This is a genomic window from Sphingobacterium phlebotomi, assembly GCF_008180195.1.
Classification (GTDB): Bacteria; Bacteroidota; Bacteroidia; order Sphingobacteriales; family Sphingobacteriaceae; genus Sphingobacterium; species Sphingobacterium phlebotomi.
Map to the genome: position 1 here is coordinate 80,128 of NZ_VTAV01000014.1, position 19,046 is coordinate 99,173.

Below are 19,046 nucleotides of genomic sequence, written 5' to 3' on the forward strand. Positions count from 1 at the left end.
AGATCGGCTACCCTTTGTTTTCTAACTTATTATACAACTTGAAATATTCTTCCTTGGTTGGAGGGTAGCCTGGAGGCCAATCGCCATAGACATCGAAATAAGCGACAACAGTTTCGGATGGCAACTCTCTCGCTGCGTTATCGAAAACCTCATCTACGTCGGGATCACTGGTTATACCTAAGCGATAATGTTCCATGTTTTTGTAGTTAGGAATCTTGTTCGATGCGTCGGTATCCTCGTTCAGAGTTTCGTCTATGATGCTCAGGAGTTCGAGATCAACATATACCAACGAATAGTCCGTTTTTTGCAAGGCCCGTATCAATATTTTTAGGAGGGGAAGCCATTTAATTTTACGGAGCAACGTCCTTTTATACCAATGGATTTTCGGGAACTGCATATAAGATGCACCCTCAAATATTCCTACATCACGAGCAACGATGGCAGCAGCATTATTAGCCACATCTGGATGTACTTCTAACCAGTAATCGGAATCTTTGGATTGAAAATAAAGGTCACGGGATATCAAAAAGAGCGCTTCTGCAAGTAAAGAAGCCAGCTCCAGTTCAGGACTGTACAATTCTTTTTTATAGCTTGTTTGAATAGGAACCATGGTGTTCAATACATCCCATATCTCCTCGTCAGTGGGGTTTTCTGATAGAATGCCTGTTTTTTGGATCCGGGAGTCTGTACCGTACTGCTGCTCAAAATTATGATCTATGACCCTGTAGTAAAGCTGCTCAAAGAAATGTTCTCTCGTATTGAGATGAAATAGCGCATGATATGCGCTTTTTTCCCAGCCGTCGGGTGTGAGTTCTTCAATAAGTTCAGGTAAGATTTTAAAGAGATCGGTGAATACATTGATCATTACTTTTCTCGGGAAAAGCTTGTGGTTGTTGAGCAAATTTGTCATAATGGTTTTTTTGATGTTTCTCAAATATATAAAAAAAACAGGCTAAACCAAATTTGCTTTTAATGGAGTTAGAGCATATTACGACCGAATCGGAAGAAATTTTCTAAAACAGGTATCATTACTTTCTGTAGAGGCTTATACGACCAATATAGCTGCGCCGGTTTTTGCAAATGCAAATCGTAGTCAGAAAGCTGCAATGCAAGATAATCAGTAAGAGATTCCTAAGGGAATTAACTTGTCTTTGTATAAGACAAAATCCGGATTCTGCTTCTTTGGGAACGAAAAGAGTAAAACACGTTCGATCGATTTATTCGGTTTAATTTTTTTCGTTGATTTTGTTTCTAAGTTTATTGCACTAGGCAAATAAGCACCAACAAGTGGGTATTTGGTCATCGATGCTTGGTGACACAGATAGAGACTGTCCACATCAATTTGTTTAGTTTCATTGGATACATTTTTTATAGCTAGATGTAATCGTAAGAACGTATGTCCCTTTGCAGGGACTAATCTTGTTCCCCAACCGGCCTGGTTATGAATGGAATTTACTTTATATATAGTAATATCAAAATCATCTATTCCCTCAATTTTGCTATTATTAACTTTTAGAGTGACACAACTGACGACAAATACTGAAAATAACAGAAGTAATATCTTGTTCATAACTTAGGGTTTAAGTAATCAATATACGAAGTTATTTTTTTTATCGAATCAAAGGTTGTTAGTATTAAAAAAAAAGTACTTTTGAATACCCTCAATTAGCACCTAAAATTTCGCGCCCCCTATTTTCAAGTCGTTAAGATTCATTCTGTTTTTTTTCTGCTTGGCGAATAGCGTCAAAGCCAAAGTTAGGGAAACCATTTCTTGTTGCCAATACCCGGTAGTGGGTATTTTTTCATTGCGATTTTATCCAAGTTTCTCTATATTTAGCCAAAGCTAATAGTTTATGGAACAAGAATTAGAGGAAAAATACAGAATTGGAGTGCCTGCTGCTTGGGCGACGCCATTTACAGAAGAAGAATTGTTGTCCAAAATTGTAGAAAGCGACTTTTCTCAGCAGCAATATGATGAAGGTAAAGATTACTGCTATTTTCTGCGAAAAATTCAATATACCGACGATACGCAGAATGCGGAGTATAATTGCATGGCTTATAGTGTGCAACAACCGGGCACGCTGGAATTTGCCGCTGTCAATGAGTTTGCACTATATCCATCAGAACACATGGTGTTCCATCGTATTGCGATACTTCGGGATGGCGTGTTGATTGATAAGCTGCCGGATACCAAATTCAAAGTATTGGACAATGAAGGACAGAGTTTAGATGGTGTGATTAACAGTTCGAAAAAAGTCAATATCAGTATCAAGGATGTACGTCTCTATGATATTATTATTGTGGAAGATACCCGTGTGCTGACGTATACGGACAAGGATTTTTTGCGTAAGGAATTGACAAAATACGTCTGGTCAAGTCCAGATGTATATTGGGCCTATGGAAGCTATACATTCGACTTTATTAATAAACGCTCAAAACCGGTAGCGTATAAAAAACAGTTTTTCCGTGATGAACAAGGCGAGTTGTTGCCGGTAGAAGAAGGGGTGATCGCATCAGGAGATACGTTTTCATTACAGTATGGGAACTACCTCAATCCGGTAGACGTCAATCGGGAACTGTTTCCTTTTATTGATTTTGCAACGCAATATACATATGAAGCACTGCTCGATTTGGTGCTTCCGTATTATGAAGCTGCATTGACGGCTAAACCACTTTCGGAATATGCGCCCGATTTAGTAAGTAAACTGGATGCGCTTGACGACGATATCGAAGCGAAGATTCAGCTAGCAATCGAGTTTGTACAGAATCATGTCCGTTATATTTATAATGAAGAGGAAATGCACGGGCATAAACCGCAAGACCCCTGGATAACGTATGAATTTAAACAAGGAGATTGTAAAGCGAAAACCGTTCTGCTCAAATGTGTGCTTGATTATATAGGTATCGAATCGTCCGTTACATTGGTTAATTACAATGCAGACTATTATTTGAAGTATTATTTACCTTCCTTGTTTAATTTTAACCATGTCATCGTAAAAGTGCACCATAAAGAGAAAGATTATTTTGTGGATGCTACCTATCGCGACGAATACGGCACGCTCGAGAATCGTACGTTTATCAGTTTTCTGAATTACATGGAAATCAAGCCGAATAGTGTTTTACAGCAACGTGAACCGTATAAAAGTCCGGATTTTTCCATTTTTGATGAGATTACACTCGATGTTAACGACGAGGTAGGTGCCATTACCATAAAAACGACTTATCGCTACGGCCGTGCAAACGGTATGCGTCGTTATGTGAAAACCACCAATAAAAAAGCGGTAATAGACAATACCAACAATTTCGTTTTCAGCTGTATGGATTTTGTCGAGAGTGAAAACGGAAATGACAAACGTCAAGTGTTTAAAGACGCTTCGCTGACGGTAGTGGATGATGATAAAGTGAATAATATCTTCGTAACGCTATACACGGCGACTGTCGATAAACCGTATTACCTAGGGAATGATGGACGGAAATACTTGAAATTTTATGACGGCAACATCTTGAAAAATCACTTAAAGGATTATGTGTTAAAAGATGTGAGTTTCTGGCATTCGTATGATAGTGAACGCTATTCGATTACCATCCGTTCGGATAAACCGATAGATACCCAGGATCAGTACACGAATAGGCAAATGGACGTGGATTATGAACTGTTTAAATATAGCTTAAAGAAAAAAGTCGACAAGCACGGGGCTACCGCAGAGATTGTGTATATCCCCCTTTCCAACGTGGAAGTGCTGGTGGACGATATTCCGAGTCTGCGCGACAAATATGCTGCAATAGGTAAAGAAAGTGCGTTTGGACTAGGGGTCGCCATTGCCAAACCCGGTTTTTTTGATTCAATTAAGGCATTATTCGGAGGTAAATAGCGATGCGCTTATAGTTAATAAACCGATCCGCCAAGTTAAGCAGATCGGTTTATTCATGTAATTGCACTTTATCTTCCAAAATCATCCTCTACCCGAACGATGTCACTTTCATCAGAAGGGTTGTTGATATCGGTGTGTTGCCATATTTCCGCTACGACACCATAGGTTTTCAAACCGATTAAGCGGTGGCGCTCACCTTGGGAGAGGCGGATAACATCGCCCTCTTTTAATTTTTTTAGTTCGTTTTGCTCATTCGTAGCACTGGTGATGATGCCAACTTCGCCCTGTGTAACACGCCAGATTTCAGCGCGGCGGTGGTGATATTGCCAGGATAAACGTTTTTCCGGAGCAACGATTAAGATTTTAGGGCTTAATTTGCCCGCTATTTTAAGGTTCTGTACATCTAATCCATCAAAATAGGTGTCTGCAAATTGCTGTGCCTGTTCCTCGGCAATGACAAAGAAACCTCCCCAAGGACGGGTTTGGTCAATATGTTCAATAGCGAACCCTTGCGCTTTTAATTTTTCTTCTATTTGGCTAAATAATTCGCCTTTATTAATGTATTCTTCTGACATATCTCTTTTTATTTGGTGAAGTTATGAGTTTTCTTGAAAATACGCAATACATGTTTCTAACCTCCTTAACTTTTCTTACATTTGAGTTTCGGGAACATGCTTAACAATCCAAAAAAGAAATCAATGACACAGTTAAAATTTGACAAACAAAACGAAGCTTTTTTACAAGCTGTTTCTTTTGTGAATCAAACGAATCAACAGTTGTTCCTAACGGGTAAAGCAGGTACCGGTAAAACCACCTTCTTAAAATACATTCGAGAGAATTCGCATAAGAAAATGGCGATTACTGCGCCCACAGGAGTGGCAGCGATGAATGCTGGAGGCACAACGCTGCATGCTTTATTCTGGTTGCCGTTCGGCACGTTTATCGAAGATTACCCTTTACAGTGGAATGAACAGGACAGCCATATCTACAACAAGAGCCGGCTGTTTTCGACCATTAAACTCACCAAGCAGCGTAGAGCAATTTTGCAGGAACTGGAGCTATTGGTTATCGATGAAGTTTCGATGGTGCGTGCCGACACGTTGGATGCGATAGATGTTATTTTGAAATCGGTACGTCGTGATATGCGGCCATTTGGCGGTGTGCAGATGCTTTTTATCGGCGATCTCTATCAGCTACCACCCGTTGTCCGGGAACACGAATGGCAGGTATTGCGCGACCATTACCGTAGTCCGTTCTTTTTTGATGCCAAAGTATTGCGCGAGCATCCGCCCGTTATACTGGAGTTAAATAAGATATACCGGCAAAACGATAGCTACTTTATCGACCTATTGAACAATATTCGGAATAATAAATGCTCGGCAGAAGATTTGGAGCAGCTGAACGCACATTATCAGCCTGTTTTTTCACCTGCTGAAGAGGAACAATATATTACCTTAACCTCTCATAATAGATTAGCGGAGACCATTAACCAGGAGCAATTGGCGAAGCTGAAAGGAACCATGCATAATGTCAAAGCCGTTGTAAAAGATGATTTTCAACAATCTTCTTTCCCTGCGGACGAAATGCTTCCGCTAAAAATAGGCGCACAGGTAATGTTTATTAAAAATGATAGTGGGGAAGACCGGAAGTTTTTTAACGGAAAAATAGGAACGGTTAAGGAACTGAATTTGGATCGCCACCAGGTAGTCGTGGGTTTTCATGATGGCTCGGATGATGTCGTGGTACGGCGCGAGACATGGGAGAATATCCGGTATAAGTATAATAAAGGTGACGACAAGATAGAGGAAGAGGTGATGGGAACATTTTCCCAATTCCCATTGCGATTAGCATGGGCAATTACCATCCACAAAAGTCAGGGGCTTACCTTTGATAAGGCTGTCATCGATGCAGGGACTTCATTTGCTGCAGGGCAGGTGTATGTCGCGTTAAGTAGGCTAACGGGATTGGAGGGGCTGGTATTAAAGTCCAAAATTCCCATGCATTCCATCCGAACAGATGCACAGGTAGTGGACTTTATGCAGCGGATGATACCGAATGCTGAAGTGACAAAAATCCTGGAATCGTGTCAACGTAACTATTTAGGACAGATTGTGCTGCAAAGTTTTCGATGGGGTACATTAGTTGAAAGTGTTGAGGAATTAATAGAATCTTTAGGGAAACGGAATATCGACAGCAAAGAAGCGGCATTGGAATATTTGGGGAATCTTTCTGTGATGTTAAAAGAGCAGGAGAAGGTGGCGAATAAGTTCGTTACCATATTATATACCATGTTACGTGATAAAGAGACGTTGGATTATGGTAAAATCTGTGAGCGTACGAAAGCGGCGGTTGCTTGGTTCTTGCCAAAACTCAATGATGATGTATTGTTGACGATGCAGGAACATATCGAAACATGGGCGATAAAAAAACGTACCAAAAAATATGTACAAGAACTGCGTTCGATATTATTGGATTTTCGACGTAAGAAAGAACAGTTGGCGCATTGCCTTACCATCGCCGATATATTGACGAATGAAGGCGACTTATCTCAGCAGGTCCAGACGCTCAGTCAGCAAGAAAAAACAAAAGATAACGCTGTTAAAGCCACAGAAGACGAAGACGTGGTAAAGGATACGAAAACTATTTCACTGGATTTATTTCTGGATGGCTTAAGTGTAGAAGATATTGCACAGAAACGGAGCATGGTTGCAGGGACGATATATGGACATCTCATTCATTTTGTAGGAAATGAGGTGGAAGCGGAAGATTTAATAGATGGCGCAAAACTAGACGTATTATTGGATGTATTGCGAAAGAATGAAGGGAAATCTTCTTCGGAGATAAAGATGATACTTGGTGACGATTATTCGTACCCGGATATAAAATTGGGGCAAAAGGTGTTGGAAGTGGAGAACTTAAAAGTGGATAGTTAAAAGTGGAAAGATCAAATCGCAGGAAAATGGCTACGTGGATTGGCGTGCCCTTTCAGATGTTGGCAACGATCTTTGCGGGCTATTGGTTCGGAAGCTGGCTGGACGAAAAGTATGCGGTAGAAAAAAGTTGGTGGACGATCGGGCTGACGTTGTTTGCCGTGTTGATTTCCTTGTATCAGTTGATCGTGCAAGTACAGCGGATGGGAAAGAATGGGAAATAAATTAATAACACATTGGAAATTTTAAAAGTTACAGGGCAATTCGCCTGGAAGCTATTGTTGGGGAGTATGTTCGTTTTTGGCGGGGCATACTTGATACAGCAATCTGTAGATATCCGCTTTTTAGATAGCACTTTTGTGCCGCTCGGTATATTGTTATATATCGTTACGGTGTTTGCTTATGCCATATCGTATCTCGGAATACATAGTAATCCAGAGCTTGGCGTGTATGCGATTCTTGGAGGTGTCATGATAAAAATGCTGGTTTCACTGGCTATTTTTATGGTTTTCCTGTACGGTTTTGAAGTGGAAAATAAGGTGCTATTAGGACTGAATTTTTTTTGTATATATTTATTAATGTCATGCTTTGAAGTTATCATTTTGTTACGTAACTTGCGGCGCAAAATAAAATAGCTAAAAATATTGTATAGATGGAAATAAGCCGCTTTTTAACTTCAGCCAAAATCAGGACTTTGATGATTTTGTGCGTTTTTCTAGCTTCTTTCTCTTCGTTTGCCTCCTCTTTAACTACCACATCTGTACTGGAAAAACAGACCGAAACAGCGGATGACCATGCACACGAGAAGAAAGGTTTTGACATTACAGCTTTTATTTTCCATCACATCGGCGATTCGCATGAATTTACCATTTTTGGTGGCGATCCTGAAGGCAAATCAAAATGGGTAGGTATTTACTTGCCTGTTATATTGTATACAGAAAATGGTCTAGTAACTTTTTGTTCTAGCGAATTTGAACGAAACGACGACGGTACCAAAATCGTAGAGAAAAAGGGGCAAGCTTTCGTTAAATATCACGGTAAGATTTACTACGCGGCAGACCAAGCGAATGATCACGGTTCTTATATTGTATATGACGAAGAACATCATGCTACGAATAAGCGTCCGTTAGATTTCTCCATTACAAAAAATGTATTCAGTATCTTTTTAGGATTCATCGTGTTGATTCTGGTGTTCTTTGCGGTAGCAAGAGGGTATAAGAAAAATGCAGGAAAAGCACCAAAGGGCATACAGTCCTTTATGGAACCGATTATTCTTTTTGTGCGTGATGAAATTGCGATTCCGAATTTAGGACACCGATATGAGCGCTTTATGCCGTATTTATTGACCGTATTCTTTTTTATATGGTTTATGAATGTGTTGGGTTTGGTGCCCTTCTTCCCTGGATCTGCGAATGTAACAGGGAATATTGCCGTAACGATGGTACTTGCTGTCATTACACTATTGATCATTTTATTTAACGGAAATAAATATTACTGGGGGCATATTTTTAATCCACCGGTACCTTGGTGGTTGAAACCCCTCATGATTCCTGTGGAGATTATTGGTGTATTTACGAAACCATTTGCGTTAATGATACGTTTGTTTGCAAACATTACCGCAGGTCACATTTTGGTGTTGTCGCTATTGTGTTTGCCATTTATTTTTAACGCAAGTGCAGTAGCCGGAGGTTCGGTTATATTTACTATATTTATCAGCTTGATAGAATTGTTAGTCGCTTTTATACAGGCGTTTATCTTTACAATTCTTTCTGCGCTGTTCATCGGTATGGCTATCGAAGAACACCATGAACATTAAATATAGATTGAGGGAATAATTTTTTAACTAATATATTTTAAAACTATGACTGGTACATTAGCCGCAATTGGAGCAGGTTTAGCTGCTATCGGAGCTGGATTGGGAATTGGTAAAATCGGTGGTTCTGCAATGGAATCTATCGCACGCCAACCTGAAGCTGCTTCAAAAATCCAAACTGCCATGTTGATCGCTGCTGCCTTTATCGAGGCGGTTGCTCTATTCGCAGTGGTTGTTTCTTTGATCGCTTAATAATAGCCTCAAGAAACACAAAGGATTAAAAGAACCTGTCTTGGGGTTGCCACTTCGGGTTCTTTTATTCATTCAAAATCAATAGTTAAAAAGAAAAATTTAAACGTCATACATAGTATAATAATATGGATTTATTAATTCCCGAAATTGGTCTGATTTTTTGGCACACCGTTAGTTTCTTAATCCTGTTATTTTTGTTGGGAAAATTTGCTTGGAAGCCCGTGCTAAAAGCAATTAAAGAAAGAGAAGAAAATATCCAAAATGCGCTCGATTCGGCGGAAAAGGCGAAATTGGAAATGGCTCGCCTAACCAATGAAAATGAGCAGTTATTAAAAGAGGCACGTATGGAGCGGGATAATATCTTAAAAGAAGCAAAAGAACTTAAAGATAAGATCGTTGCCGACGCGAAAACGGAAGCACAGGAGTCCGGCAAGAAGATTTTGGAGCAAGCAAAAAGAGAAATCGAAGAGCAGAAAAACAGGGCATTAGCGGAAGTTAAAAATCAAGTTTCTTCTTTATCTTTGGATATTGCCCGTAAGGTATTAACAAAAGAATTTGAAGACCAGGCTAAACAGGACGCTTTTGTAAGTGACTTGTTGAAAGATGTAAAGTTAAACTAACGGGTTGTTCAGATTTTAAATTAAAAATATGTCAATTTTTACAGTTGCATCCAGATACGCGAAATCTTTACTCGACTTAGCACAGGATCAAGGACAATTAGATGCCGTGAAGAAGGATATGGAAAATGTGATTTCGGTATTGAAGTCTAATTCCGAGTTGTTGGCTATCCTTAAAAACCCGATTATTAAAGGTGATAAGAAACGGACTATCCTAGCAGCGATTTTTGAAGGGAAGATCAACCCCATCATTCTTTCTTTCTTCTATATATTAGTGAACAAGGGACGTGCAGCTATCCTATTGGATATTGCACAGGAATTTGTTCGTGAATATAATGAAGCAAAAGGGATTGTGAAAGCATCTGTTACGTCGGCTACGACGCTTTCCGAGGCCAATCTTGCGGACCTTCAAAAGATCATCACAGAAGAAATCAAAGCGGAGGTAGTCCTTAAGAATATCGTAGATCCATCCTTGATCGGAGGTTTTATGGTACGTGTAGGAGATAGACAGATTGATGCAAGTATTGCTGGTAAATTGAATAAATTAGAAAAGCATTTTGCAGCACAAGGCGTATAGTCCTTGGCATTGAATTGAAAATAGAATCAAAAACCCCTTATAATAATAACAATGATAGAGGTAAGACCAGATGAAGTTTCGGCAATTCTTAGAGAACAATTGTCGGGCTTTAAATCAGAAGCCGAACTAGAGGAAGTGGGTACCGTACTTACCATTGGTGACGGTATTGCTCGTATATACGGCTTAACTAAAGTTCAGTCCGGTGAGTTGGTTGAATTTGATAATGGATTAGAAGGTATTGTATTAAACTTGGAAGAAGACAACGCGGGTGTCGTTCTTTTGGGTTCTTCAGATGAAATCAAAGAAGGGGATACCGTTAAGCGTACCAAACGTATCGCATCTATTAAGGTAGGTGAAGGTATGTTAGGCCGTGTTGTAAATACATTAGGCCAGCCGATTGATGGTAAAGGTCCTATAGCAGGTGAAACATACGAAATGCCGATCGAGCGTAAAGCGCCGGGTGTTATCTACCGTCAGCCTGTAACAGAGCCATTGCAAACAGGTATCAAAGCGATTGATGCGATGATTCCAGTTGGTCGTGGCCAACGGGAGTTGGTTATCGGTGACCGCCAGACAGGTAAAACTGCGGTGTGTATCGATACGATCTTAAATCAGAAAGAGTTTTACGACGCAGGTGAGCCTGTATTCTGTATATATGTTGCTGTAGGACAGAAAAATTCAACAGTAGCGAACATTGTACGCGTGTTGGAAGAAAACGGAGCGATGGCTTACACCGTTGTTGTTGCAGCATCTGCAGCTGATCCGGCTCCAATGCAGTTTTACGCGCCGATGGCAGGTGCTGCGATTGGAGAATTTTTCCGTGACACAGGCCGTCCGGCATTGATCGTGTATGATGATTTGTCAAAACAAGCGGTAGCTTATCGTGAAGTATCGTTGTTGTTGCGTCGTCCACCGGGCCGTGAAGCTTATCCGGGTGACGTGTTCTACCTACACTCTCGCTTATTGGAGAGAGCGGCGAAAATCAATTCGTCTGACGATATCGCGCGTAACATGAACGATTTACCGGAGTCTATCAAGCATTTGGTGAAAGGTGGTGGTTCATTAACAGCGCTTCCGATTATTGAAACACAAGCTGGTGACGTTTCTGCCTATATCCCAACAAACGTAATTTCGATTACCGATGGTCAGATTTTCTTGGAATCTAACTTGTTTAACGCAGGTATCCGCCCAGCTATCAACGTAGGTATCTCCGTTTCTCGTGTGGGTGGTAACGCGCAGATTAAACCGATGAAGAAAGTATCCGGTACGTTGAAATTAGATCAGGCACAGTACCGTGAGTTGGAAGCGTTTGCTAAATTCGGTTCGGATTTGGACGCAGCTACCAAAGCTGTATTGGACAAAGGTATCCGTAACGTTGAAATCTTGAAGCAAGGTCAATATTCGCCTGTTGCTGTAGAGAAACAGGTAGCGATTATCTACGCAGGTACAAAGGGACTGTTTCGTTCAGTTCCCGTGAATAAAGTTCGTCAATTTGAAGAAGAATATTTGACACAATTGGAGCAACGTCATCCCGAGGTTCTAGCAGCTTTCAAAGCAGGTAAATATACGGATGAATTAACAAGTGTGTTAGATAAGGTGGCTAGCGAGCTAGCTGCAAAATATTAGTGTTAGATTCTTAGTAGTTAGATAGTAGTGTTAAAATGGCAAATTTAAAAGAAGTAAGAAGCCGGATTAGTTCGGTAACATCAACGCAACAGATTACCAAAGCTATGAAAATGGTGGCTGCGGCGAAGTTGAAGCGTGCCACAAACGCTATCGTACAATTACGCCCTTATGCCAACAAACTAAGAGATATACTAGCACAAGTTTCTGCTTCTGTTGAAGGGAATGATTCACCCTATACACAAGATCGCATACCAACGAAGGTGTTGGTTATTGTGTTGACTTCGAATAGAGGTTTGGCGGGGGCATTTAATGCCAACGCAATCAAAACCGCTAATAGTTTAATTTTCGGTAAATATGCGGAACAGCATGCGCGTGGCAACCTGAGCATTATTGCTATCGGTAAACGCGGGCATGATTTCTTTCAAAAGCGCGGTTTCAATGTTATCGGAAACTACAATGAATTGTATAGCGACCTTAACTTTTTGAATGTATCCCAAGTAACGGAATATGCTATGCAGGAGTTTAAAGCGGGAAACATCGATAGGGTAGAGGTTGTTTATAATGAGTTTCGGAATGCGGCTGTTCAGATCTTGACAACGGAGCAATTGTTGCCGTTGGTTCCGCAAGAAAAACCAGAGACGGAAGTAACAGCGGAAGTGGATTATATTATTGAGCCATCTAAAGAGAAAATTATTGAGGAGCTTATTCCTAAAGCTATCAAAACGCAACTATATAAGGCAGTTTTAGATTCTAATGCTTCTGAGCATGGCGCACGTATGACAGCTATGGATAAAGCAACCGAAAATGCGGGCGATTTGTTGAAAGCATTGAAATTATCGTATAACCAAGCAAGACAGGCGGCTATTACGACTGAGCTGACAGAGATTGTCTCCGGTGCAGCCGCTTTATCAAATGGATAAGATATATAACCCATTATTTAAAAAGGGAATCTGTGAAGATTCCCTTTTTTAGTATTAGCTTATATGCCATCTATTTTATGTAACTTTGTGACCTTATAAATAAAAGAAGACACCTGGTGGTGTATAAAATATAATATGGCAAATATAGTGGCAATTGTTGGTCGCCCGAACGTAGGGAAGTCGACATTATTTAACCGTTTAACGGAAAGTAGAAAGGCAATCGTTGATGATTTCAGCGGAGTGACTCGTGATCGTCATTATGAAATGGCTGAATGGATAGGAAAGAAATTCACGGTTGTTGATACCGGGGGCTTTGTACATGGCTCGGACGATATTTTTGAAGAAGCTATTCGAGAACAGGTCCATCTCGCCATAGAGGAAGCATCTGTTATTCTTTTTATGGTGGACGTGACGACGGGTATTACTGATTTGGACGACGAAATTGCTGATTTGCTCCGTCGTTCGTCAAAGCCTGTTTATGTGGTTGCGAATAAAGTAGATCACGCTAGAAGAACGCATGAATCGGCGGAGTTCTACGCATTTGGATTGGGTGAAGTGTATAATATATCCTCTGTAACGGGCTCGGGTACAGGAGAGTTATTAGATGAAGTGGTGTCCCATTTTCCGGAAGAGAAAGAAGAAGAGGAAGAGATACCCTTGCCTAAACTAGCCATTGTTGGTCGTCCAAATGTAGGAAAATCATCGTTGACGAATGCACTCTTAGGGAAGGATAGAAATATTGTGACGGATATTGCAGGTACGACGCGTGATTCTATCCGTATCCACTATAATCAATTTGGTAACGAGTTTTTACTGATCGATACCGCGGGACTCCGACGGAAGAGTAAAGTGAACGAGGATATTGAGTTCTATTCCGTTATGCGGACGATCAAAGCGCTGGAAGATTCCGATGTCGTTATTCTGATGCTGGATGCTAATGATGGGATTGAGTCACAAGATATTAATATCTTCCACTTGGCGGAAAAGAACAAAAAAGGTGTCATGATCGTGGTCAATAAATGGGATACCATCGAAAAGGACCACAAAACCACTAAAGAATTTGAAACACGTATTCGCGAGAAAATAGCGCCGTTCACAGACGTTCCGATCATCTTTACTTCGGTAACGGAAAAACAACGTATTTATAAAGTGGTGGAAAAAGCGATGGAGGTGTATGCAAATAAAACGAAAAAGATACCTACCTCTAAGCTTAACGACATCATGTTGGAGGTGATTCAAAACTACCCACCACCTGCTATTAAGGGAAAATACATCAAAGTTAAATATATCACACAGATAGCCGGCCGCTCGCCGATGTTTGCATTTTTCTGTAATCTACCGCAATACATCAAAGATCCGTATAAGCGTTTTATCGAGAATAAATTGCGCGAGCATTTTGATTTTAACGGAGTACCTATTCAAATATTTTTTAGACAAAAGTAAGCTGATTATAGATTTTTATGAAATCCAATCTTGTTCTTTATAACACCCTTACCCGAAAAAAAGAAAAGTTTGAACCTCTTAATCCGCCATTTGTAGGCATGTATGTATGCGGTCCAACGGTGTACAGTGATGTGCATTTGGGAAATTGCCGTACGTTTGTGTCTTTTGACTTGATTTTTCGGTACTTATTACACTTGGGTTACAAGGTAAGATACGTGAGAAACATCACAGATGCGGGGCATCTTGAAGGTGATCGGGATGAGGGAGACGATAAATTTTCCAAAAAAGCAAAACTGGAGCAATTGGAACCTATGGAAATCGTGCAGAAATATACGCTAGGCTTTCACGAGGTTTTACGTCTATTCAATACCTTGCCACCTAGTATCGAACCTACGGCAACAGGACATATCCTGGAGCAAATTGAGATGGTGCAGCGCATTATTGACAATGGTTATGCTTACGAGGTTAATGGCACGGTATATTTTGATGTAGACAAATATGTCAAGGAACATGACTATACGATTTTGACCAATCGTAAGCTAGAGGATCTTTTAAACAATACACGGGAATTAGGTGGACAGGACGAAAAACGCGGACGTTTGGATTTTGCACTATGGATCAAGGCGAAACCAGAACACATCATGCGTTGGCCAGCTCCTTGGAGCGTGGGGTTTCCGGGATGGCATATTGAATGTTCGGCCATGAGCAGCAAGTACCTTGGTGCCCAATTCGATATTCACGGCGGAGGAATGGATCTCGCGGCGACACATCATACCAATGAGATAGCGCAATCGGAAGCCTGTCACCACGTTCAACCGGCGAAATATTGGATGCATACAAATATGCTAACCGTAAATGGTGCACGGATGTCGAAATCCGCCGGAAATGGCTTTTTGCCTTATGAATTGTTTACAGGAAATCATCCCTTGTTAGATAGTGGGTATTCACCCATGTCGGTTCGGTTTTTTATGATGCAAGCGCATTATCGTAGTACGTTGGATTTCTCCAATGGCGCATTGGAAGCAGCTGATAAAGGATATAGGCGCCTGATGAATGCCATCGCGTTGTTGGATAAAATAAAGCCTTCGGATAAAAGTAACGGTGATTTTGACCTTGCTGATTTAAAGAAACGGTGTTATAAAGCTATGGACGACGATTTCAATACGCCGGTGCTCATCGCCGAATTGTTTGAAGCAGTCCGCTTTATTAATGCCGCATACGATGGTAAGATCGCAATGGATCAAGTAGTGCTGGACGAATTAAAATTGTTTCTGCAGATTTTTGTGGTCGATATTTTGGGCTTGAGAAATGATTCCTTAGCAGGTGATGCCGACGATACCAACGCGTTGATGCAGATTATCATCAATCTGCGGAATGAAGCAAAGAAAAATAAAGATTTTACAACATCAGATCGTATCCGTGAAGACCTTCAATCTATTGGTGTTCAATTAAAAGATAGCAAGGATGGCACGCTTTGGAATAAGATTTGATTGTAAAACGACAAAATTGTGTAAATGAACTTGATAAAAATCTATTCGTTAGTAGCAGCCGTCGTACTCAACAGTGCATTTTCTGTTGTACATGCACAACTACCTGATAAAGTAGGAAGCTTGATTACTGCAGACCGGACGGCGTCTAACATGGCAAAAAGGGAGAATCCGCACAAAGCGTTTATATCTATCGTGGACAAAGAATCTACACTATACGTTCCATCACCTGTAAATGCAGTAAATTATTTGAATAATCGACCGAATATTCCGGACGTTATGTCGTGGGAACCGAATTTTGCATTGGTCTCGAAGAGTTTGGATTGGGGAGTGACCTCGGGCCCGATGGAATTTCAAAAGGTAGGTGCGATAAAAAGATATGGACAGTATCTCACGGTTTGGCGTCGCGATAGAAAAGGAAACTGGAAAGTACATATGAGGGCTGAAGTAGAGAATTTTGGAAAAGGACCTAAATCGGATTTAGTGTATTACGAACCCGATGATTCTTGGTATCTAAAGCATCGTTCGAAAGTCCGTTTGCAGCAAAGAGAGGAAGTCGTAACGCAAAGTGACGAACTCTTCTCCACGATTTTGAAAGCAAATAATGAAACAGCATTTAATGAATTTCTCGCTGACGACGTACGTTATTATTATCCTTGGGAGACGGAAATAGAAGGTAAGAAAAATGTACTTGCTTTTCTAAAGAAAAAGCGAATCGAAATCACGACAGATCCATCTGGTGTGGGGCGTGCTTATAGTGGAGAATATGCGTATACTTCCGGAACAGCAACTGTACGGTCGAAAGAAAAAGTTGTTAAATTTAACTATATCCGTATTTGGCAATTAAAAGATGATTATCAATGGCGGGTGATTATCGAGATGATGTTTGAGCGATAATTTCTTTACCCTCATCCATCCATGGTTTTAATACATCGCATTGAAGGAAATCTTCATTGATGTCAATAAAGGTGTTCTCCTTACGCTGTTCAAACCATTCACTAAGTTTTCGGTTCACCTTATCCTGACTTGCTGCCTCTTGTATCTTAGCAAAATCTTGTTCCAAATTTGCTTTATGCGGTGCTATGCGAGATTTAAGATAAACGAATTTGTATACCTGTTCTCCTGTTTGATCTTTGGAGAGAAATGATTTAGAATACTGGCCAACCTCAAGTGGATCTATCGCGGTAAATGTTTCTTTGTCCAATTTATTAATAGCTATTAAGGGAGAATGATCTTCAGGGTTCATGATCATCCCACCGGCATATTTTGTTTCATCGGCATCGGAGTACAACGAAGCAGCTGCATGGAAGGCTAGTTTTCTCTCCGATACTTTTTCATAAATACTGTCGATTTTTTCCTTGGCACGCTGTAAACTTGCAGATGTAGGTTTCTTTTTTATCAAGACGTGACGAACATTGACTTCCTCACCTCGTCGTTGCAACACCTGTAAAAAGTGGAAACCAAATTGGGTCTCGAACACCGGTGAAACCTCTCCCTCTTTCAGTTTAAAGGCCATCGCTGAAAACTCCTTTACATAGCTGTCCCGCGTGGCAAAGCCAAGCTCTCCTCCATATGGAGCGGAACCATCCTCTGAATACAAGCGAGCTACGGTTCCAAAGTCAGAACCATTGATTACCTGTTGTCTATATCCGTCGGCTTTCTTTCTGAATTGTTCTTTTTCTTCCTTGGTTAATTCGGGTTTGATTACGACTTCACCTATTTCAACTTCGGTATCAAAATAGGGAAGGCTATCTTGATCGAGGCTTTCAAAATATTGTTTTACTTCTGCAGGTGTAACATTGATGGTCGATACGATAGTGTGACGCATTCTTTCTGCTTTTAGCTGTTCTCCCACATTGGAGCGCATCTCTTCTTTATATTGCAAGAGCGAGCGGTTTAAAAATTCCTCCAAACGTTCCTTTCCTCCGGCTTGTCTTACCATCATCTGCATCCGTCTGTTCAGATTGTCGTCAACCTCCGATTCTGATACTTCGATGGAGTCGATAGCAGCCTGTTGGGATAATAACTTTTGGGTGAGAAGTTGCTGTAAAACATAACATTTCATATCATCGTTCGGTTTCTCGCCCTGTGCCAAATATTGTGCATATTGCATTTCCACATCGGATTGCAAGATAATGCCGGATCCCACGGTTGCGACAACACGGTCTACCAATCTCCCCTGACTATATACGGATTGTAAACAAATGATGGTCATCATCGCCATCCCCAGTAAACTAATATATTTCTTCATCATAAAACGTTGCCTCTAAGCACTGCAAAATTACCTACTTTCTTCTCAAAAGTACTAAAACTTTGCCCGTTAATTTGTTAAAAATGTTAAAAAATGAAAGGACGTGATTTCAAATGCTAAAATGTGTAATTTAGCATGTAGTACTTCACGAGGACAATGATATGAGAACATCCATGATATTTGTATTAAGTTGTTTAGCCCAATGGTCGGTAGCGCAAGAGATTCCAATGTTTATCGGTACGTACACACATGCCGGGAGTCAGGGCATCTATTTATATATGTTTAACGAAAATAGTGGAGAAGCGACTATGTATTCATCGACTGCTAGCGAACATCCATCGTTTTTGGCAAGGTCAGTAAAAGGAGATATGTTGTATGCTGTTAATGAAACGGGAGATAGTACCGCTGCACTTTCTTCGTTTACCTTCGATGGTGATGCGTTGTCTTTTGTGGATGCTATACCAACAGAGGGAAGTTACCCATGTCATGTTGCGGTAAGCAAGCACCATCCCATAGCTGTTGTTTCGAATTATGGCGGAGGTTCCTTGTCGGTGTATCGATTGGAGAAAAATGGCGGTTTAGCGGAAAAGATACAGTATATCCAACAGGAGGGAACCGGACCGAATAAAGAAAGACAAGAAGCTTCTCATGTGCACTCTGCTTTTTTTAGCCCGGATGAAAAGCATGTTTATATACAAAATCTGGGAACGGATAAGGTTACCATTTACCGGATAGATAAAAACAATGATAACTATAGTTTAGCAGAAGAAAGTCATATATCGACTCCCGCAGGAGGCGGTCCCCGTCATTTGGTGTTTGATGAAAAAGGAAAAAATATCTATGTATTGTTGGAGATGACGGCAAAGATTGCCCATTATGAAAAGGATGGCGAAAACTGGACGTTGGTAGATACGGTTTCCATCAATGAAGATGGTTTTGAGGGAGAGAATGGCGCAGCAGAAATAAAGTGTTCAGCTGATGGAAAATTCATCTATGCATCCAACCGTGGCGAAGCCAATACTATCGCTTTATTTGCCGTAGACAAATCAGGTAAGCTGGAACGTAGAAAAGTATATCCTACCGAAGGGGAAGGTCCCCGGAATTTCAATATTTCTCCTGACGGGCGTTTTCTGCTCGTGGCGAATCAGAAAACAAATAATATCACGGTTTTTGAACGCAATAGGGAAACCGGAGAATTGAAAGATACCGGTAAACAAATAGAGGTGTCAACACCTGTTTGTATTGTTTTTTAAACATC

Annotated in this window: 18 protein-coding genes; 14 read left to right on the forward strand and 4 right to left on the reverse strand. The window is 40.7% G+C overall.

Going from position 1 to position 19,046, the window contains the following annotated elements; genetic code table 11:
- Positions 1 to 7: 7 nt before the first annotated feature.
- Together FXV77_RS16855 and FXV77_RS16860 are read right to left on the reverse strand one after the other, a co-directional pair.
- Complete coding sequence (locus FXV77_RS16855) at positions 8 to 910, reverse strand: hypothetical protein (RefSeq protein ID WP_148920410.1); 903 nt, start codon at positions 908 to 910, stop codon at positions 8 to 10.
- 207 nt (positions 911 to 1,117) lie between these two features.
- Positions 1,118 to 1,570 carry a hypothetical protein gene (locus FXV77_RS16860; protein WP_148920411.1) on the reverse strand — a complete coding sequence of 151 codons (453 nt, stop codon included), beginning with the start codon at positions 1,568 to 1,570 and terminating at the stop codon, positions 1,118 to 1,120.
- Between the two features lie 283 nt (positions 1,571 to 1,853).
- On the opposite strand from FXV77_RS16860, the gene FXV77_RS16865 reads away from it, so the two are divergent.
- Positions 1,854 to 3,872 carry a hypothetical protein gene (locus FXV77_RS16865; RefSeq protein ID WP_148920412.1) on the forward strand — a complete coding sequence of 673 codons (2,019 nt, stop codon included), beginning with the start codon at positions 1,854 to 1,856 and terminating at the stop codon, positions 3,870 to 3,872.
- A gap of 68 nt (positions 3,873 to 3,940) precedes the next feature.
- On the opposite strand, the gene FXV77_RS16870 is transcribed toward FXV77_RS16865, so the two are convergent.
- Positions 3,941 to 4,447, reverse strand: a complete 507-nt coding sequence (locus FXV77_RS16870; protein WP_148920413.1) for a cupin domain-containing protein — start codon at positions 4,445 to 4,447, stop codon at positions 3,941 to 3,943.
- A 123-nt stretch (positions 4,448 to 4,570) separates the two neighbouring features.
- Between FXV77_RS16870 and FXV77_RS16875 the strand changes: the two genes are divergently transcribed.
- The 12 genes from FXV77_RS16875 (at position 4,571) to FXV77_RS16930 (ending at position 16,434) form a co-directional block, all read left to right on the forward strand.
- Complete coding sequence (locus FXV77_RS16875) at positions 4,571 to 6,805, forward strand: helix-turn-helix domain-containing protein (protein WP_148920414.1); 2,235 nt, start codon at positions 4,571 to 4,573, stop codon at positions 6,803 to 6,805.
- A 26-nt stretch (positions 6,806 to 6,831) separates the two neighbouring features.
- Positions 6,832 to 7,026, forward strand: a complete 195-nt coding sequence (locus tag FXV77_RS16880; RefSeq protein ID WP_148920415.1) for an AtpZ/AtpI family protein — start codon at positions 6,832 to 6,834, stop codon at positions 7,024 to 7,026.
- 12 nt (positions 7,027 to 7,038) lie between these two features.
- A complete protein-coding gene (locus FXV77_RS16885; protein ID WP_148920416.1) occupies positions 7,039 to 7,437 on the forward strand; it encodes a hypothetical protein in 399 nt (132 codons plus the stop codon).
- A gap of 62 nt (positions 7,438 to 7,499) precedes the next feature.
- Entirely contained in the window at positions 7,500 to 8,618 is a 1,119-nt protein-coding gene (gene atpB, locus FXV77_RS16890) for a F0F1 ATP synthase subunit A (RefSeq protein WP_246162501.1), read from the forward strand.
- 45 nt (positions 8,619 to 8,663) lie between these two features.
- Positions 8,664 to 8,867 carry an ATP synthase F0 subunit C gene (atpE, locus tag FXV77_RS16895; RefSeq protein WP_105727133.1) on the forward strand — a complete coding sequence of 68 codons (204 nt, stop codon included), beginning with the start codon at positions 8,664 to 8,666 and terminating at the stop codon, positions 8,865 to 8,867.
- Between the two features lie 125 nt (positions 8,868 to 8,992).
- A complete protein-coding gene (locus tag FXV77_RS16900; RefSeq protein WP_148920418.1) occupies positions 8,993 to 9,487 on the forward strand; it encodes a F0F1 ATP synthase subunit B in 495 nt (164 codons plus the stop codon).
- A 28-nt stretch (positions 9,488 to 9,515) separates the two neighbouring features.
- Complete coding sequence (locus FXV77_RS16905; protein ID WP_148920419.1) at positions 9,516 to 10,061, forward strand: F0F1 ATP synthase subunit delta; 546 nt, start codon at positions 9,516 to 9,518, stop codon at positions 10,059 to 10,061.
- Positions 10,062 to 10,112: 51 nt separating this feature from the next.
- The gene (atpA, locus tag FXV77_RS16910; RefSeq protein WP_148920420.1) at positions 10,113 to 11,687 is read left to right on the forward strand and encodes a F0F1 ATP synthase subunit alpha; all 1,575 of its coding nucleotides are present in this window, start codon (positions 10,113 to 10,115) and stop codon (positions 11,685 to 11,687) included.
- Between the two features lie 35 nt (positions 11,688 to 11,722).
- Positions 11,723 to 12,607 (forward strand): ATP synthase F1 subunit gamma, encoded by an 885-nt coding sequence (gene atpG, locus FXV77_RS16915; RefSeq protein WP_148920421.1) that lies wholly within the window; start codon positions 11,723 to 11,725, stop codon positions 12,605 to 12,607.
- 135 nt (positions 12,608 to 12,742) lie between these two features.
- Complete coding sequence (der, locus tag FXV77_RS16920) at positions 12,743 to 14,050, forward strand: ribosome biogenesis GTPase Der (protein ID WP_148920422.1); 1,308 nt, start codon at positions 12,743 to 12,745, stop codon at positions 14,048 to 14,050.
- Between the two features lie 17 nt (positions 14,051 to 14,067).
- Complete coding sequence (gene cysS / locus FXV77_RS16925) at positions 14,068 to 15,540, forward strand: cysteine--tRNA ligase (protein ID WP_148920423.1); 1,473 nt, start codon at positions 14,068 to 14,070, stop codon at positions 15,538 to 15,540.
- 24 nt (positions 15,541 to 15,564) lie between these two features.
- Positions 15,565 to 16,434, forward strand: coding sequence for a DUF4440 domain-containing protein (locus tag FXV77_RS16930; RefSeq protein ID WP_148920424.1), 870 nt, complete (start codon positions 15,565 to 15,567; stop codon positions 16,432 to 16,434).
- Here FXV77_RS16930 and FXV77_RS16935 read toward each other — a convergent pair.
- On the reverse strand, positions 16,409 to 17,791 hold the full coding sequence (locus tag FXV77_RS16935; protein WP_317132162.1) for a peptidylprolyl isomerase: 1,383 nt from the start codon (positions 17,789 to 17,791) through the stop codon (positions 16,409 to 16,411). The two genes, FXV77_RS16930 and FXV77_RS16935, sit on opposite strands and share 26 nt — an antisense overlap.
- A 170-nt stretch (positions 17,792 to 17,961) precedes the next feature.
- Here FXV77_RS16935 and FXV77_RS16940 point away from each other — a divergent pair, with 170 nt between their 5' ends.
- Entirely contained in the window at positions 17,962 to 19,041 is a 1,080-nt protein-coding gene (locus FXV77_RS16940; protein ID WP_187444167.1) for a lactonase family protein, read from the forward strand.
- Positions 19,042 to 19,046: the final 5 nt, after the last annotated feature.

What these genes read in the sequence shown, in the direction of transcription:
- FXV77_RS16855 (WP_148920410.1), bottom strand. Translation starts at nt 910, where the DNA reads ATGACAAATTTGCTCAACAACCACAAGCTTTTCCCGAGAAAAGTAATG.
- FXV77_RS16860 (WP_148920411.1), bottom strand. Translation starts at nt 1,570, where the DNA reads ATGAACAAGATATTACTTCTGTTATTTTCAGTATTTGTCGTCAGTTGT.
- FXV77_RS16865 (WP_148920412.1), top strand. Translation starts at nt 1,854, where the DNA reads ATGGAACAAGAATTAGAGGAAAAATACAGAATTGGAGTGCCTGCTGCT.
- FXV77_RS16870 (WP_148920413.1), bottom strand. Translation starts at nt 4,447, where the DNA reads ATGTCAGAAGAATACATTAATAAAGGCGAATTATTTAGCCAAATAGAA.
- FXV77_RS16875 (WP_148920414.1), top strand. Translation starts at nt 4,571, where the DNA reads ATGACACAGTTAAAATTTGACAAACAAAACGAAGCTTTTTTACAAGCT.
- FXV77_RS16880 (WP_148920415.1), top strand. Translation starts at nt 6,832, where the DNA reads ATGGCTACGTGGATTGGCGTGCCCTTTCAGATGTTGGCAACGATCTTT.
- atpB (WP_246162501.1), top strand. Translation starts at nt 7,500, where the DNA reads ATGATTTTGTGCGTTTTTCTAGCTTCTTTCTCTTCGTTTGCCTCCTCT.
- atpE (WP_105727133.1), top strand. Translation starts at nt 8,664, where the DNA reads ATGACTGGTACATTAGCCGCAATTGGAGCAGGTTTAGCTGCTATCGGA.
- FXV77_RS16900 (WP_148920418.1), top strand. Translation starts at nt 8,993, where the DNA reads ATGGATTTATTAATTCCCGAAATTGGTCTGATTTTTTGGCACACCGTT.
- FXV77_RS16905 (WP_148920419.1), top strand. Translation starts at nt 9,516, where the DNA reads ATGTCAATTTTTACAGTTGCATCCAGATACGCGAAATCTTTACTCGAC.
- atpA (WP_148920420.1), top strand. Translation starts at nt 10,113, where the DNA reads ATGATAGAGGTAAGACCAGATGAAGTTTCGGCAATTCTTAGAGAACAA.
- atpG (WP_148920421.1), top strand. Translation starts at nt 11,723, where the DNA reads ATGGCAAATTTAAAAGAAGTAAGAAGCCGGATTAGTTCGGTAACATCA.
- der (WP_148920422.1), top strand. Translation starts at nt 12,743, where the DNA reads ATGGCAAATATAGTGGCAATTGTTGGTCGCCCGAACGTAGGGAAGTCG.
- cysS (WP_148920423.1), top strand. Translation starts at nt 14,068, where the DNA reads ATGAAATCCAATCTTGTTCTTTATAACACCCTTACCCGAAAAAAAGAA.
- FXV77_RS16930 (WP_148920424.1), top strand. Translation starts at nt 15,565, where the DNA reads ATGAACTTGATAAAAATCTATTCGTTAGTAGCAGCCGTCGTACTCAAC.
- FXV77_RS16935 (WP_317132162.1), bottom strand. Translation starts at nt 17,791, where the DNA reads ATGATGAAGAAATATATTAGTTTACTGGGGATGGCGATGATGACCATC.
- FXV77_RS16940 (WP_187444167.1), top strand. Translation starts at nt 17,962, where the DNA reads ATGATATTTGTATTAAGTTGTTTAGCCCAATGGTCGGTAGCGCAAGAG.